The sequence below is a fragment of the Bacillus sp. AY2-1 genome (assembly GCF_008368965.1).
Taxonomy (GTDB): domain Bacteria; phylum Bacillota; class Bacilli; order Bacillales; family Bacillaceae_G; genus Bacillus_A; species Bacillus_A thuringiensis_S.
Genome location: NZ_QPEL01000133.1, coordinates 16698 through 32401, shown reverse-complemented (window position 1 = coordinate 32401; position 15704 = coordinate 16698). Strand labels below are relative to the sequence as shown.

The window sequence follows — 15704 nt, the reverse complement described above, 5'->3', positions numbered from 1 at the left end:
TTATATAACGTAAAAAGAAATCCTACCAATATTAAGCTTTCCACCATGATAATCTCCATCCTCTCCTTCCTTTTAACCCCAACACATCAGATAAAAGTTATGTATATCCCATATTAGCTGCAGCAAGCAAAAAGGATCCCCCTTTTCTTAAAGGCTGATCCTTTTCTCCTTGCATGCAACTATTTTTACCTATTCTTGATTAATTAGAATAATAGCTGGTCCATCTACACGAATTCCACCAACTTCGATTTTTTCATAAGGCTCAACTGTAATAGAAATAATCCCTTCTCGCTTCTTTAATTCATTACTTAATTCTTTTGTTAACATTTTTTTCATGTGCGGACTCCTTCTTACTGCTTAATTTACTATTGTTATGTAAATAAAATAAAAAATGGTTTCTTGGTCTGGAAACCATTTTTTGTAGTTTACCATATGGTGTTACCAGTTCGTTTATCAATTTTACGTAAAGAAGATAAACAATTACTATTCACTGTCTCAGTAGATGTAAGGAACTCTTAAAGCTGGCGGTGAGATTGATTGTTTTTTCTTCTAGAAATAATGACTTAGATAGTATATTACCTAAAACAATGAAAGCCCTACCTCTCTTTCATCCTTACGGCTCCTTGTCCGTGCCAGTGTGAATCAGGATTGCAAAAATCAAGTGACTATTTAATCGAGTTATTTAATGAAACTTCGAATGTTCGTAAAATAAATTTAAAAATAAAAATGGATTAGATTGAAGTAATAACAAAAGAGGTTCCTACTCTAAAAGTGAGTTGAAGAAATTGAATGTCTTTGAAATGATTTACTTTTAATACTCATCATATTCTCGAAAAATTCAGGATGTTTTCGGGAGATATAATACATTATCTATAATAAACCTTAACAGAAACTTTTTATTTGATTTTCAGTGATTCCTTTAATTAATTCTAGTTCACTGACCAAAAACTTATATGCATCATCCAACAATTTTTTTTCACTTGTATTCAGTGTTTTTTCTTTCTTCATACGCATTAAATCGCGTACAACTTCAGCACCTTCTTGTATTTCACCCGTTTTTATTTTGTCCGTGTTCACTTTATGCCTTTGTTTCCACGGCAGTAATTTACATGATTCTTCATGCTGAAAAATGTGTATAATGTGTTTTAATGCAAGTATATCAGTAACTGGGCGTATATTCGAATTCAATATTTTACCCGTAGGAATCATGACTTGCATATTACTGATTGACATTTTGATGACATAATACTGTTGTTTTTCCCCTGAGAATTCTTTTTCTTCTATGGCTTCAATTATACCTGCTCCGTGCATTGGATAAACAATGTTATCGCCAATTTGAAACATATAATCCACCTCCATATGTGGTAACCTTTTCAAGCTTAACACATATGTTATTTTTTATCAAATATTTAATAATATCACAAGTTTATTTTAGGTGTCAATTACTTTTTTCTTCAAAAGTTAAATCAAGTAAAACAGCCGTAAAATACCAAAGAGCGTTCGAGATTTCCAATAAAAGAAAAGGGAATCCATACGCGTATATCCTGAAATCTCCACCCATTAACGTAGATCAATTTCCCCTTGAAAACGGCCAAATCGATCCCGTATTTTTTTCAATCTTATATGATACTCCAAAATCTCAATTCTTGCTTTTTCTGCTAGAGGGGCAATTGGTCGTAAATCTTTTAACCCCCAATACTCAACCACTACATCAAGTACTTGATCAAAATATTGTAGTGGGCCATAGTTTGCTTCTTTTGCAATCACAGCCATTCTATTTTCAAAATCAGGCATGACGGCACCTGGCATTTTAAAATTCCTAATCACATTGGCAATATGGTAGCAATAATTTGGTTCCAATTCTAAATGTGTTCGAATAACGTCTCGATAAAACGCATAATGAAGTGTTTCATCTTTTGCAAGACGGCGTAATAATGTAGCAAGATCTGGATCATGCTTACTTGCCACCTTAGCTACATTATTGTAAAACACCATTGTTGCAAGTTCTTGTAGCGTCGTATATGTCATGGCTTCGATTGGTGTATGAAAATCAGGCTCAAATCCACACTCAACGACTGATTTTCTTAATTCATGTATACGTTTAGGGTTTACACTTCGAGTGAGTAGTAAATATGTCTCTAATAAATTCGAATGTTGATCCTCTTCTGAGGTCCAAGTATGAATAAAGTCTGTAATAACAGAAAGGGAACCTTTAAAAGTCGCAGATAAATACGTTGTAAACCATGGTAAATTCACTTCTGTTAATAAAGCTGTTTCAATGGCCGTAATTACACCAGAAGGGAGAGTAACTTGACTTTCATCCCAAGGAACTCTTTTAAAGTCCATTCCCTTATCCCATGGTAAAAACTCATGATAAGCCCAGTCTATCTTCTGCGCTCTTATTTTATGTTGTTCATACAGTTCTTTTAAACGTGGTTCTAATCGAAAATCTAAATCATTTGTTAACATTTAAGTGCCCCCTTTTTCTTACCATGGATATTCATCCTATTTTTATCCTTAAAAATTTTCTACAAATAAATATTACTTTCCTTTTTTAAAGTCAAACAAAACAAATTTGTAACAAAATTTTTTAAGAGCACTATATTTTTATAGGATTTTTTTATTAAAAGGAGGACCGTTACATCTATTTTCTTTTTTATAAAATAGATACTGAAACATACAATATGTTAGTTAGCCTAAATAATAGCTTTGACAAGTGCCAACCCAATTCCATTCGAGCCAAGCTTTTTAGAACTACTTGATTTATAGAATCGTTCAAAAATATGAGGTAATTCTTCAGCTAAAATTCCCTCTCCAAAATCTTGGATCACTAGTTCGATATAGATTGGAGAATTTTTGACCTAAATCATTATGTTACCACCTGGTTTAGAATGTTCTATTGCATTCTTCAACAGGTTTAACAAAGCTTCCTCCATCTATATTTTTTCGTGAATAACGATTATTTCTCTCGGTGCATTCCAATTAATATATTTTTATCACTTATCATGCTTTCCAAGCGATTTAGAACTTCCTTAGTCATATCTACTAAATTCCCTAGCTCTTGATCAAAGGATTTCCACTTATTTATCCCGAATATATAAATAACCATTCTCACAAGGAGCGAATTTATATGAATCTATTCGAACATGAAACATAAAACTGCTTCATTTTAATAAGAGGTCCTCCCTTTTTCTTTTCTCATCATATTATCCATTAAAAAATAGGAGGACAAATTTATGAAACGTGATCCATTATTTTTAACTTTATTAGAAAGTGCAAATACAAACTTTAGTGGCTGGGATTTTTCTTTCATTTCAGAAACGGGTCGAATGAAGAGCGAGCCATTATCGTGGTCGTACGGCAGTACTGCTTTTCAGCTTATGCAACGTGCAGAATCAATGCTCGATATGGGTACTGGTGGCGGAGAGTTTTTATCTATGTTACAACCGTTCCCGTCAACTACATTCGCTACTGAGGGCTACGCTCCAAACGTGCCAATTGCTCAGAAGAAATTAGAACCTTTAGGGGTTACAGTTGTGGCAGTAAGTGATGATACTGCTTTACCATTTCAAAATGAACAGTTTGATTTCATTCTGAATCAACATGAATCCTATTCTGCTTCTGAGGTAAATAGAATACTTTCTCCTAATGGAACATTTCTTACACAACAAGTTGGCGGTCTTGATTGCGTTGAACTTAATGAACAATTGGGTACGCCTCTAAATAGTGAGTTTGCAAATTGGTCTCTCGAAACTGCATGCAGTGAGTTAAACCAAAATGGATTTACTATTTTAGCAGCAAAAGAAGAATTCCCTTTCCAACGTTTTTATGATATTGGCGCTATCATCTATTATTTAAAAGCAATTCCGTGGCAAATTCCTGATTTTACTGTCGAAAAGTACTTTGAGGAGTTATATCGTATACATGAGATTATTTTGCAAAAAGGATATTTAGATGTGAATCAACATCGATTTATAATTAAGGCGATTCGTAGCTAACAAAAAGAGGTGGCAAAGCCACCTCCTTTTTGTTCCGTTTACGTATATTCTCTACTCTTTCACCATAAGAAAAGTTATATCATATATATTACAATTCTGACCAATGAATTGTATTTCTGAAACATATAATCACCTCGCATATATAATGAGAGCAAAAACGTGCTTTTTCACTATCCTCTTCTATTGAGAAATGAGTTGTTTTTCATATCGCTTATTCGCATCATCTTCTGTCAAACATGCAGTTGTGTAATGAATAATATTCCGGTTATCATACGTGAATATATGTTTTAACTTATTTTCTTCTGTTAATACTGTCGGTAAGTATTTTGGTAAATTGCTAACAACACCTCTATTATCACCATCTAATATCCAATCAATTTCTTTCCATTCTAATAATCCTTCAGCCGTACGAAATGGTGTATTCATTTGCATTCCATCTGGCAAATCAGCAACGAACACATACATTCCTTCACTAGCCTGGGGCTCATCTTTACCTTTAAAACCAACAGTCCCTTTATACATTACACTTGAAAGTTCTATACCCGTTTCCTCAAACGTTTCTCTAATTATTCCTTCGTATGGCGTTTCATTATCTTCTATTTTTCCTCCAACACCATTCCACATCCCCATATTCGGCTTTTTATTTCTATTTAATAGCAGTATTTTATCGCTTTTTCTAATAAAACAAATTGTGTATTTGTACATACAATCATTTCCTTTCATTTTCCACATGAGTTATTTGGCTTATTTTCAAGTAAAAACACTCGCCTTACAATTCCTTACTACATAATATATAGTACAACTTTCATGCGTAAACACTTTACGTCAAACGAGAGAATCCTTTTTAGAAAGGAGAATTTAAAATCGATAATATAAGCAATGAATTTCTAAACCAATATTACAACAGCCTCGTGTGGTTAAACGATACACACTGGTTCGGAGTTCCAATCTGTAAACTTCCCTCTGACCTCTTTTTGTATCAAGAAATTATTTATGAATTAAAGCCCGATTTAATTATTGAATGCGGGACTTTTCACGGTGGTAGTGCACTGTATTTAGCTTCTATGTTAGATTTAATTGGAAAAGGTCACGTACTTACTATCGATATAACTCCGCAGCCAAATCGGCCATCACATAATCGGATTACGTATTTAACAGCCTCTTCTGTTTCTGTGCAGGCCGTCCAAACAATAGTAAGCATGCGCAAACCTGATGATGTGGTTTTAGTTATTTTAGATTCTGATCATAGTAAAGAGCATGTATCCAAAGAACTATTACTATATAAATCTATCGTCACTACTGGCAGTTATATGATTGTAGAAGATACCTCCATTAATGGAAATCCGCTTCTTCCCGATTGGGGTCCTGGTCCGATGGAGGCTGTGGATGAGTTTTTAACTAAAAATAATAACTTCATAATCGACGAGTCTAAACATAAATTTTTCATATCATTTAATCCAAAAGGTTTTTTAAAGAAAATAAAGTGAAACTTTAATAAGTGGGGTTTTGCTTCTCCCCCACTTATTCTATCATTTTCATTTTTGAAAAAGGATAATATACGAATTCCACCTTGCCAATTATGTTATCTTCTTCAATATATCCTAAGCCATTTCGACTATCTCTACTTACTTCGCGGTTATCTCCCATTACAAATAACTTATTTGGCGGAATTTTTGTCTTTTGAAAGTTATAAAACACTTGTGTGTTGTTAAATAAATCTTTGTTCGTATATGGTTCTTCTTGCTTTTTATCGTTCACATATACCTTTCCGTTCGTTATGTTAATTACATCACCCGGAAGCCCTATTACACGTTTCACATAATATTTCGATTCATCCGCTTCCTTTATAATAACAATTTCTCCGCGTTGTAAATTAGAAAGACGTACTACTGCTTTATTTACAAATACGTAATCTGCTTCATATAAAGTCGGCTGCATCGATTCCCCTTCCACTTTACATAAAGTAAAAGAATGGTAGCCTATTACCATCACCAATATAAATAGTATGTACTTTCCCCAGCCTCTCTTAATTTCCTTTTTCATATCCATTCCCACCTTATAAAGCGCTTTTTAACTCAAAAAATATATCACTGCACAATATGTTTCCATGCAGTGATACTATTTTTACTGTGCCTTGTTCGGTTGTTCTACTGGAATTGAATTTGTATTTGATCTATTTGTTTTTAATTCAAAATACGCATCCAAAATCTCTTTACCAATCGCAGAATTAATTCCTGATTTATCATCATTCACCCATGGTACAACAACTGAAAAAGCTACTTCCGGATCAGCATCATATGGTGCATAACCGGCAAGAGTTAAATTATAACATTTTTTTCGGTTGTTATTCTCATCTCTTCCAATATCACTTTCTCCACCATATACTGTCTCAGCTGTTCCTGTTTTTCCCGCTGGTTTATATGGTAAACCTTTAAACGTTCCGGTACCTGTTCCGTCAGCTTCTTGAAAAACTCTTCTAAACCCTTCTTTTACATGATTAATGTACGAAGTGTCCATATCCACTCGATTTAATACAACTGGTTCAATCGACCGAACGACTTTTCCTACATCCTCTGGTCTATTCGGTTGCTCTCTAACTTCTTGTACAATTTGTGGTTTCATTCGGTAACCGCCATTTGCAATTGTGGAAATATATTGAGCAAGCTGAAGCGGCGTGTATGTATCATACTGTCCAATCGCGTAATCAAGTAAAAATCCGGGTATGTTATCAGTTCTACCTACTTGACCGATTGCTTCATTTGGCAGATCAATACCAGTCGACACACCTAGGCCAAATTGTCTAAAATAGTAGCGCATTTTATTAAATGTTTCTTGTTTAATATCTAATGGATTATTTGGGACATAATTAATGCCTGCCATTTTTAAAGCTGTATTAAACATATAAACGTTTGATGAAACTTGTAAAGCTCTTAAATCATCAATATCCCCAAATTCTTTCCACGATTTCTTCGGCTTAGAACTTCCTTTAAAATACATTGGTGCATCAAAGAAATGTGTATATGGCTTAATCGCTTCTGTTTGATATCCAGCTAATAAAGTAGCACCTTTTACAGTTGATCCTAACTCATAAGAACTTGTCATCGTTCCTAATGCATAATCTTCTATTTGCATACCGCCATCTTTATTTACAATTTTCTTTCCTGCCATTGATAAAATTTGACCGTTTTTCGGATTCATCATTACTACGAACGCACGATCCATCATCGGCTCTGCAGCATGAAAAGCTCGTAAATTCTTTTCAAGGCTTCCCTCTACTTTTTTCTGTAAATCCATATCGACTGTTAACATTAAGTTATTTCCACTTTTTCCTTCGGTCACTTTTTCTGTTCGAACAATTTTCCCTGCTTTATCCATAATATTTTTAGACTGTTCTTTCGTTCCATGTAGTGCATCTTCGTATTGTTTTTCAATGTAACTTTTACCAATACGATCGTTTCGATTATAATCACGAACTAAATAATAATCTAATTGTTCTCTTGGCAACCCTTCATTTTCATTAGAAACGCTACCTAGTATAGAGCGCAGTATTTTATCATTTGGGTATTCTCGTTCCCAATCTACTGTCGTATCTACCCCCGGTAAACTTGCCAATCTTTCACTAACGACAGCATATTCATTTTGACTTACATCTTTTTTAACGATTTGCGGTGTCATTTTATATCCCGCATTCATTTTGCTTTTAATTACTAATACTTCTATATCTTCCTTTGAAAGCTCATTTAATTCTTCTTGTGTAATTCTTTCCCGGCGCAGTTCTTCTACTTTTTTATCTAATTCTTTTCCTTCTATTTCTTGCTTTCTAAATTTACTCTCATCTTCTTTCGTTACTTTCGCTGCTGCCCGCTTTTCATTTAACTGCATCCAAAAATCTTTCTTATCTGTCTCTGTTAACTTATCCATGTCCTCTTGCGACATTTCAATCAGCTTGGCTAAATCTCTTGCTACTTGTAAAACTTCTTTCGAGTCTACTCCTCTCATTTTCGTATATGTAACGGTTCGCAATGGTTTATTATTTACAATAACGTGACCTTGCCGATCAAACATTTTCCCTCTAGGAACGGGAGTGCTTACCGTTACATCTTCCTTTTTGTTTACTTCATTTCTATACGTTTCTCCATCAATGATTTGTACTTTACCTAATTGAATTATAATAGCTGAAAATAAAAGAAAGACAATAAAAAATAGTACATTTAACCGAAAAGGAATATGAGTCTTTTTCTTTTTCGATTGTTTCTTCTGCTCCTTTTTCTGTCTCATTTCGCTCCCTCGCTTCATTCTATTAACATTTCTACGCAAAATCATTATGTATCAAATTTATTTATATGATATATATAGAATTTTATATTAATTACAAAAGAAATAAAAGATTTAATTTTCAGTTTTTTAATTAATTATCCTATTTATTACCATTCCCTTAATGCACAATAACATGAATATTATTCTAAAAGAAAAATGGGGCAAATTGATTTTTATAAATTATAGAGATGTGGTTACTACATTATCAAAATGTTTTCATATGGCTTAAAACAGTGATTACTCAAATAAAAAACTGAGGCGGATACCTCAGTTTTTTCGATAACTTATTTCATTGAAGATAATCCTTCAACAAATTCACCAATTTTATTTTGAAAAACATAATCAAAGTTATATTCCTGTTCTGTTAACTCTTCATTTACTAAAATAGTTGTTGCTCCTACTTCCCTCTTTGCGATTTCCGGGAATGAAGCGACAGGTTGTACTTTTAATGACGTTCCCATAACGAGAAGTACATCTGTTTCATATAAACGTTTCATCGCATTTTGATATTGCGGCAGTGTATCTCCGTATAAAACAACGTCTGGATTTAAAATGAAATTACACTTCTGACAGCGCGGTACTTCATGATCAATCATATACTGTAAATCATAGCCTGATTTACATTTTGGACAATGTGCTGTTTGAAGTGTTCCATGTAAATCAATGACGTGCTTACTGCCACCTAATTGATGTAAACCGTCAATATTTTGCGTTAAAATCGTAATATCTTTCCCTTGTTCTTCTAGCTCAGCTAAAAAGCGATGGCCACGATTTGGTTTATATTGATGGAACGTATTAATTTGAAAGATTTCTTTATAATGCTTCCAAAATTCTTTCGGACTTCGGTTATAGTACCCTCTTGATAAGTACATCTCCACATTCGCATCAGCATACAATCCATTTGCTGAACGAAAATCTGGAATACCACTTTCCGTACTTGCACCAGCGCCTGTTAATACTGTAATTTTCTTCGCTTTTTCTAAAATTGAACGTACTTCTTCAAATTGTTGCACAAAAATCACCTCTATGTATATTCCTATACTTATTATACCAGTTGTTTACAGAAGGTGTTGTACAATTCGTTTTATTTAATGCGTCGCACCCCCAACCTCTACAATATCTACTTCAACTGTTGTCGTTACCTCAACTGCCAATTCGATCCCTTTACGAATAGTAGAAAGTGACATACTCGGTTGCCCTGGATATTTACTCGCTTGTTCTGGTAAGAACGGAATATGAATAAATCCGCCTTTTATTTTCTTATCACGCTTCTCTAGTTCATGCATGAGACCGTAGAATAAATGATTACAAACGAATGTACCTGCTGTTTGTGAAACGGAAGCTGGTATACCTTCTTCTTGCAGTCTTTTTACGATTGCTTTCATCGGAAGTGTAGACCAATAAGCAGCTGGTCCTTCTTCTGCAACTGGCACATCTATGGGCTGATTCCCTTCATTGTCAGCAATTCTTGCATCATCAACGTTAATTGCGACACGCTCTATCGTAATATCTGGTCTGCCCCCAGCTTGTCCGATACATATAATCATTTCAGGGTTTAGTTCTTCTATATATTCTTTTAATACTTTTATTGATTTATGAAATACCGTTGGGACTTGTTTGCTAATAATCGTGTACTCTCCAATTGTTTTTTCATGCAAACTTTTTGCTACTTCCCAAGCTGGGTTGATGCTTTCTCCGCCAAACGGATCAAATCCTGTTAATAATACTGTTTTCATAGTTTTCCCTCCTAATTAGAAACGATATACAAGGCCGTACATAATAAACATATTGATAATAAAGATTGAAAGAGCAATTGGTACTTGTGCTTTAATAACTGCATTTTTATCCTTTAGTTCTAAAAGCATCGCCGGAACGATATTAAAGTTTGCTGCCATTGGCGTAAGTAGCGTTCCGCAATATCCAGCAAACATACCGAGTGCTGCCATAATTGCTGGATTCCCACCGTGCATTTGAACAATTAAAGGTAAACCAATTCCGCCAGTAATAACGGCAAACGCTGCGAATGCATTTCCCATTACGACTGTGAAAAGCATCATTCCTAAACAATACGCCATAACAGCAACGAACGGATACTCTGTCGGTAACACTTGTCCGACTAAATCTGAAACAACTTGTCCAACGCCAGACTTCGCGAATATACCGCCAAGTGCTGCTAACATTTGTGGTAAAATTACAGCCCAGCCGACAGCTTGCAATAGTCTGCTTCCTTCTTGTACAGGCGTTGTTATTTTTGATTTTGTAATACGCATCGCCGCAACGAATGCGAGTAATGCACCAAGCGCTAATGCAACTAATGTTACTTTATCTGGATCAACAAGAGAGACATTTCCCCATTTAATTTTCCCTAAGGTCAACGTACCGATAATTGTAAAAATAGGAATTAATAGTGCAGGCATAAAAATTTTATTTTTTAATTTCTCAGCATGTTTTACACGCTCTTGTACTGGAACTTCTTTTTCCTCTGATTTTGTTACTTTATTTAGCGAGGCTAAAACGACCATAGCGAGCACGATACAGCCAACGTAAAACGAAGGAATTACATTTCCGAATAAAAATGTAACTGCAAACAATGCCCAAAATAAACTAGAACCGAATCTGTTGGGATGTTCACGATCGAATGCGATACGAACAGCGATAAAAGCAACGATTATCCCTAATACATAATAGATTGTATCCATTGTGATGATGTTCATATTAGATTGCCTCCTTCTCTTCTTTTCCTTCTGCCTTCATTGTTTTCTCTATATATTTATCAAACCTTCTAAATCTAATCCAGCTTACAATAAGTGCAGATATTGCAGTTGGAATGCCCCAAAGTGCCATATCCCATACACCCACATGCATACCTACTGAATCGAAGAACCCTTTCATTAATAAAATAGCACCAGTTGCGATGAAAATATCTTCTCCGAAAAACCAAGCTGTATTTTCCGCAGCAGCTGCGTTTGCTTTAATCTTTTCTCTTAATTTTTCAGGAAGTTTACCGTATTTACCTTGCGCGGCCCCTTCTGCCATCGGTGCAACGAGCGGTCTTACCGTTTGTGCATGCCCACCAATATTAAGCCCTAGTGCTGCTGACGATTCTCTTATCGTAAAATATGACATTAATACTCTTCCAGTTGTTGCTCCTTTTGATTTCGTTATAAGTGCTTCTGCTCTTTCTTTTAAACCGTAACGCTCTAAAATTCCGATTACCGGTAAAGTTAATATAATTGGCATAGACATATATCTATTTTCTATGAAAAATTTACCGAACATGCTGATCACATCATAAAAACTTAATCCTGAAACCATCCCCGTAACAATACCTGCAACCATAACTACTAAAAGTGTATTTAATCTAAATAAAAAGCCCACTGCAACAAGTAGTATTCCGATTAATTTAATCATCCCAGCACTTCCCCCTATTTTTTATTTCGGTGCACAAATAGAAATACCATTACGTTCGAATATTCTGTATATTTTTCCCGCAAATTGTACTGCTTTTTCTCCATCACCGTGTAAACAAATCGTCTGCGCCTGAACTGCTACTTCCTCTCCATTGACCGAATTTACATAGCCTTCTTTCACCATTTGAAGCACTTGCTTTATCGCTTCGTCTTCATTTTTTATAAGTGCATTTTCTTCTGTACGGCTCGTTAACGTTCCATCTTGCTTATATGTACGATCCGCAAACGCTTCTTGTACGAGAGTTACATTGTATTTTTCTGCAGCCTGTATAAACGCCTCGCTATTTGCTAATCCGTAAAGCGATAGACTCGGATTCATATGATAAATTGCCTTAGCGATTGCATCTGCAATTTTCGAATCCGTTGCCGCCATATTATATAAGGCACCATGCGGCTTTACATGCTGCATTTTCCCGCCTGCCGCTTTTACAAATGCGTCTAATGCGCCGATTTGATATAAAACATAATCGTATACTTCACTTGCTGAAACATTCATGTTTCTTCTACCGAATCCAATTAAATCAGGAAATCCAGGATGCGCTCCTATCGCTACGTTATGCTCCAAAGCTTTTTCAACAGTTTGACGCATAACAGACGGATCACCCGCATGAAAACCGCAAGCAACGTTTATAGAGGAAACGAACGGAAGAATTTCATCATCATTCCCCATTTTATAAGCTCCAAAACTTTCTCCTAAATCACAGTTTAAATCGATTGTAGTCACAATGTATTCCTCCTAATTCCAGCTTCGTAAAGCGATGAATTTCTTTAATAGATTCATATTTACTTCCTGTTCTATGTACAATTGTTCCGCTTCTTCAAGCGTAATTTTCTCAAAAGAAACATAGTCCCCCGGCTTTAGCTGGGCAAGAAGAGGGAAATCTACTGAAATGATATTTCCCATTCTCGGATAGCCACCTGTCGTTTGCCTATCTGCCATTAATATAATCGGCTGTCCACCATTAGGAACTTGAATGGTTCCAAATGTAACAGGACTCGATAAAATCTCTTTTTCTTCAATCCTATTTAAAACTTCTCCCTCAACCCTATAGCCCATACGGTCAGCATAATTAGATACTTTATACTCTTTCGTAAAAAATGTCTTTCTACTTTCTTCTGTAAATTGATCGTATTCAAAGTCAGTTATGACACGAAGCTTAGGATGTTTCTTATATTTTGGTAGTACGCTGTTGCTAATTGCCCATTTCGTTTTTATTCGCTCATTTTTTTGTAAGTCTTGAATGAAACGATTCGCCATTTCTGGTTGTGCACCAATTTGGAAGTAGTCACCCTTGTTGAGCATTCTTCCTTCTATACCGCCAATCGCAGCACGTATGTACGTACTTTTACTTCCCATAGTGTGATCAATATGGATGCCACCCGCAAAAGTCACATACGCTCTGCAACCACTTTTCACTTTTCCAAAACAAAGCATACTACCTTCTTCCGCTAAAATGGGACGCCATAACGGGATACGTTCTCCATTCAGTAACGGTTCCATATCTGCTCCACCAATCGCAAGTAAAGTCGTTTTCTTTATTAACAATTTAGGTCCCATAATCGTCATTTCGAGTGCCGCTTCATTCTCTTCATTACCAACTAACATATTGATCATCCGAATTGCACTTTGATCCATAGCCCCGCCAACAGGTACACCATATTGTTGATAATAAGATCGCCCTAAATCTTGGACTGTTGTAAACATCCCTGCATGCAAAACCTCTACATCCATTTTTTAGCCCCCTCAAGCGATACGTACTCTTCCTTCGTTATTGGGATAAATCGTAAATACATACCACTTTGAATATATGTTGGTATTTCTTCGTTCGGATTAAATAGAGTAATAGGTGTTCGGCCGATAATATTCCATCCACCTGGTGTTTCAAGCGGATAAATACCTGTTTGATTTCCGCCAATACCTACTGAACCAGGAGAGATTTGTAATCGTGGCGTTTCTTTTCTAGGTGTTTCTAATTCTTTTGATAGTCCTCCTAAATACGGAAACCCTGGTGTAAAACCAAGCATATATACAAAATATGTAGTTTCACTATGTATTCGAATCACATCTTCTACTTGTAAACCTTTATAATGTGCAACCTCTTCTAAATCAGGTCCATATTCTCCCCCGTAGCACACTGGTATAGAAATATGTTTCACATCCTGTTTTACTTCTTCTTTATAAGAATCACACAGCTCCTTTATATACTGACGAACGTAATCATATGACCTTTCACTTCTCTCATTTCTCTTCCATACTTCATATGCATTGTAGTAAACAGCTAATGAAGTAAACGACGGAACGCACTCAATCATTCCTGCAAACGGCTGTTGCTGCAGTGCTTGAAATAACCACTGTACTTTCTCATATATATCCATCTTAATTTCTTCACCAAATGTAACAATAATTGCTTGATCCCCTAACGCAGAAAATTTCATCCTACTCCCTCTTTCTATGCCAAAAAGCCGAGTTCTTTCGAAATGCGATGCGCTGTTTCTTTCACCTTCGCAATAAAATATGAAATGTTACTTTCGCTGTACTCAATTGCTAATCCTGAAATACTAATGCCTGCTACAACCGTTCCATCGCTCGCAAAAATGGGTGCTGCTATCGCGGCTGTATGATTTTCCAACTCAGAATAACTAATTGTGTAGCCTTCCTTTTTTGCCATTTGCAACACTTCTAACAATTGTTTCTTATCCACGATTGTTCCATCTGCAAACTGTTTTAAATCCACTTCCTCTATGTATCTCCGTTTCTCTTCCTCAGAGAAATATGATAGTAAAATTCTTGGACATGCGCCAGCATAAAGTGGTGCTCTTCTTCCAACCGCCGTATACACGCGTACCGGCTGAACACCTTCCATCTTTTCAACATAAATTGCATCATTACCATCTTGAATTATTAAATTAACTGCCTGTCCTAAACTATCTCTAAGTTCTTTCATATAAGGAATTGCTATATTTCTTACTGATAACCGGTGTGAAACAAGTTGACCGAACCGTAAAAATACGACCCCTAAACGATATTTCCCCTTTTCGTTTTTTTGTAAAAACTCCATCTCTTCTAACGAGCCAATTAAACGATAAACAGATGTTTTCGGCATATTTGTAAGCTGAACCATCTCAGTTAAACTTAGCTCTTCATGCTCATAAAACAACTCTAAAATATCCATTGTCTTAACTGCCGTTTTATTTATACTCATTCTATCTCCCTTTCGTTCCGAATTACGGAACTTAAATTCCATTTTTCGAAACAAACATATAATTTAAAATTATAAAATATTCTTTCAATTCAATCAATAGATTTTAAGCAAATAAAAAAGTATGGAAGAATATCTCTCCCATACTTCACCACACTTTATAACGCTCTTACTTGTTTTAACGGCCAGAAAACAGCTTGTCCTTTTCCGACAATTTCATCTTCTGAAATAAAGCCAAACATGCGACCATCCTTAGAAACTTCACGATTATCCCCTAAAACAAATACTTGGCCTTCTGGCACTTTCGTTTTCCCTGTGATTTGTTCTAACGTAAAGTCTGGAGTTAATACACGGCCTACTGCTTTTTCTTTAAACTGTTTTAAATATGGTTCTTCCATCGCTTTGCCGTTTACATATAAAACATCATTTTTATACTCAACTGTATCGCCTGGCAAACCAATTACTCGTTTTACTAAATCGTACCCTTCTTTTCCGTGGAAGACGATAATATCAAAGCGATCTAATCCACTTATACTATAACCAATCTTATTCACGAGAACTCGTTCGTTATTTTCTAAAGTGGGCATCATCGATTCACCTTGTACTAAAGAAGGTGTAAATAAAACGCCGCGAATAATAGCAATTAATACAAGGGTAAACCCTATCGTTTTAGCCCAAGAGAATAATTCTTTCTTCGTATTTTCCTTCATCGTTTCTCC

17 protein-coding genes and 1 pseudogene are annotated in these 15704 nt (G+C 35.4%); 2 read left to right on the top strand and 16 right to left on the bottom strand.

Features of this window, described 5'->3' with window-relative positions:
* Positions 1-189: 189 nt before the first annotated feature.
* The 4 genes and pseudogenes from DN403_RS24865 to DN403_RS32230 form a co-directional block, all read right to left on the bottom strand.
* A complete protein-coding gene (locus DN403_RS24865; RefSeq protein ID WP_000738546.1) occupies positions 190-336 on the bottom strand; it encodes a BC1881 family protein in 147 nt (48 codons plus the stop codon).
* A 546-nt stretch (positions 337-882) separates the two neighbouring features.
* Complete coding sequence (locus tag DN403_RS24860; protein WP_000486293.1) at positions 883-1344, bottom strand: CarD family transcriptional regulator; 462 nt, start codon at positions 1342-1344, stop codon at positions 883-885.
* Between the two features lie 216 nt (positions 1345-1560).
* Positions 1561-2469 (bottom strand): acyl-ACP desaturase, encoded by a 909-nt coding sequence (locus DN403_RS24855; protein WP_000957093.1) that lies wholly within the window; start codon positions 2467-2469, stop codon positions 1561-1563.
* Positions 2470-2699: 230 nt separating this feature from the next.
* Positions 2700-3073, bottom strand: a pseudogene (locus tag DN403_RS32230) (sensor histidine kinase); the annotation flags it as partial.
* Between the two features lie 163 nt (positions 3074-3236).
* On the opposite strand from DN403_RS32230, the gene DN403_RS24845 reads away from it, so the two are divergent.
* Positions 3237-3998, top strand: a complete 762-nt coding sequence (locus DN403_RS24845) for a class I SAM-dependent methyltransferase (protein WP_149185851.1) — start codon at positions 3237-3239, stop codon at positions 3996-3998.
* Positions 3999-4178: 180 nt separating this feature from the next.
* Here the strand turns inward: DN403_RS24845 and DN403_RS24840 are convergent, their stop codons facing one another.
* Positions 4179-4703, bottom strand: a complete 525-nt coding sequence (locus tag DN403_RS24840; protein ID WP_000280180.1) for an NUDIX hydrolase — start codon at positions 4701-4703, stop codon at positions 4179-4181.
* 158 nt (positions 4704-4861) lie between these two features.
* Here DN403_RS24840 and DN403_RS24830 point away from each other — a divergent pair, with 158 nt between their 5' ends.
* Positions 4862-5485, top strand: a complete 624-nt coding sequence (locus tag DN403_RS24830; RefSeq protein WP_265736909.1) for a cephalosporin hydroxylase family protein — start codon at positions 4862-4864, stop codon at positions 5483-5485.
* Between the two features lie 34 nt (positions 5486-5519).
* On the opposite strand, the gene lepB (DN403_RS24825) is transcribed toward DN403_RS24830, so the two are convergent.
* The 11 genes from lepB (DN403_RS24825) to lepB (DN403_RS24775) form a co-directional block, all read right to left on the bottom strand.
* The gene (gene lepB, locus DN403_RS24825; protein WP_000711484.1) at positions 5520-6041 is read right to left on the bottom strand and encodes a signal peptidase I; all 522 of its coding nucleotides are present in this window, start codon (positions 6039-6041) and stop codon (positions 5520-5522) included.
* Positions 6042-6122: 81 nt separating this feature from the next.
* Positions 6123-8276 (bottom strand): peptidoglycan D,D-transpeptidase FtsI family protein, encoded by a 2154-nt coding sequence (locus tag DN403_RS24820; protein WP_001249189.1) that lies wholly within the window; start codon positions 8274-8276, stop codon positions 6123-6125.
* A 323-nt stretch (positions 8277-8599) separates the two neighbouring features.
* Positions 8600-9328 (bottom strand): NAD-dependent protein deacylase, encoded by a 729-nt coding sequence (locus tag DN403_RS24815; protein ID WP_001183806.1) that lies wholly within the window; start codon positions 9326-9328, stop codon positions 8600-8602.
* Between the two features lie 75 nt (positions 9329-9403).
* A complete protein-coding gene (pcp, locus tag DN403_RS24810) occupies positions 9404-10051 on the bottom strand; it encodes a pyroglutamyl-peptidase I (RefSeq protein ID WP_000859749.1) in 648 nt (215 codons plus the stop codon).
* A 15-nt stretch (positions 10052-10066) separates the two neighbouring features.
* Entirely contained in the window at positions 10067-11029 is a 963-nt protein-coding gene (locus tag DN403_RS24805; protein WP_001021658.1) for a DUF979 domain-containing protein, read from the bottom strand.
* Position 11030: 1 nt separating this feature from the next.
* A complete protein-coding gene (locus DN403_RS24800) occupies positions 11031-11726 on the bottom strand; it encodes a DUF969 domain-containing protein (protein ID WP_000593392.1) in 696 nt (231 codons plus the stop codon).
* Positions 11727-11747: 21 nt separating this feature from the next.
* On the bottom strand, positions 11748-12509 hold the full coding sequence (gene pxpA / locus DN403_RS24795; protein ID WP_000207324.1) for a 5-oxoprolinase subunit PxpA: 762 nt from the start codon (positions 12507-12509) through the stop codon (positions 11748-11750).
* 12 nt (positions 12510-12521) lie between these two features.
* Positions 12522-13517, bottom strand: a complete 996-nt coding sequence (locus DN403_RS24790) for a 5-oxoprolinase subunit C family protein (RefSeq protein ID WP_000382259.1) — start codon at positions 13515-13517, stop codon at positions 12522-12524.
* Positions 13508-14221 carry a 5-oxoprolinase subunit PxpB gene (gene pxpB, locus DN403_RS24785; RefSeq protein ID WP_000672272.1) on the bottom strand — a complete coding sequence of 238 codons (714 nt, stop codon included), beginning with the start codon at positions 14219-14221 and terminating at the stop codon, positions 13508-13510. Before pxpB ends, DN403_RS24790 begins: the two co-directional genes overlap by 10 nt.
* Before the next feature lie 14 nt (positions 14222-14235).
* Entirely contained in the window at positions 14236-14988 is a 753-nt protein-coding gene (locus tag DN403_RS24780) for an IclR family transcriptional regulator (RefSeq protein ID WP_000026362.1), read from the bottom strand.
* A 155-nt stretch (positions 14989-15143) separates the two neighbouring features.
* Complete coding sequence (gene lepB / locus DN403_RS24775; RefSeq protein WP_000662490.1) at positions 15144-15695, bottom strand: signal peptidase I; 552 nt, start codon at positions 15693-15695, stop codon at positions 15144-15146.
* Positions 15696-15704: the final 9 nt, after the last annotated feature.

Coding starts and splice junctions, on each gene's coding strand:
- DN403_RS24865 (WP_000738546.1), bottom strand. CDS start 336: ATGAAAAAAATGTTAACAAAAGAATTAAGTAATGAATTAAAGAAGCGA.
- DN403_RS24860 (WP_000486293.1), bottom strand. CDS start 1,344: ATGTTTCAAATTGGCGATAACATTGTTTATCCAATGCACGGAGCAGGT.
- DN403_RS24855 (WP_000957093.1), bottom strand. CDS start 2,469: ATGTTAACAAATGATTTAGATTTTCGATTAGAACCACGTTTAAAAGAA.
- DN403_RS24845 (WP_149185851.1), top strand. CDS start 3,237: ATGAAACGTGATCCATTATTTTTAACTTTATTAGAAAGTGCAAATACA.
- DN403_RS24840 (WP_000280180.1), bottom strand. CDS start 4,703: ATGTACAAATACACAATTTGTTTTATTAGAAAAAGCGATAAAATACTG.
- lepB (WP_000711484.1), bottom strand. CDS start 6,041: ATGAAAAAGGAAATTAAGAGAGGCTGGGGAAAGTACATACTATTTATA.
- DN403_RS24820 (WP_001249189.1), bottom strand. CDS start 8,276: ATGAGACAGAAAAAGGAGCAGAAGAAACAATCGAAAAAGAAAAAGACT.
- pcp (WP_000859749.1), bottom strand. CDS start 10,051: ATGAAAACAGTATTATTAACAGGATTTGATCCGTTTGGCGGAGAAAGC.
- DN403_RS24805 (WP_001021658.1), bottom strand. CDS start 11,029: ATGAACATCATCACAATGGATACAATCTATTATGTATTAGGGATAATC.
- DN403_RS24800 (WP_000593392.1), bottom strand. CDS start 11,726: ATGATTAAATTAATCGGAATACTACTTGTTGCAGTGGGCTTTTTATTT.
- DN403_RS24790 (WP_000382259.1), bottom strand. CDS start 13,517: ATGGATGTAGAGGTTTTGCATGCAGGGATGTTTACAACAGTCCAAGAT.
- pxpB (WP_000672272.1), bottom strand. CDS start 14,221: ATGAAATTTTCTGCGTTAGGGGATCAAGCAATTATTGTTACATTTGGT.
- DN403_RS24780 (WP_000026362.1), bottom strand. CDS start 14,988: ATGAGTATAAATAAAACGGCAGTTAAGACAATGGATATTTTAGAGTTG.
- lepB (WP_000662490.1), bottom strand. CDS start 15,695: ATGAAGGAAAATACGAAGAAAGAATTATTCTCTTGGGCTAAAACGATA.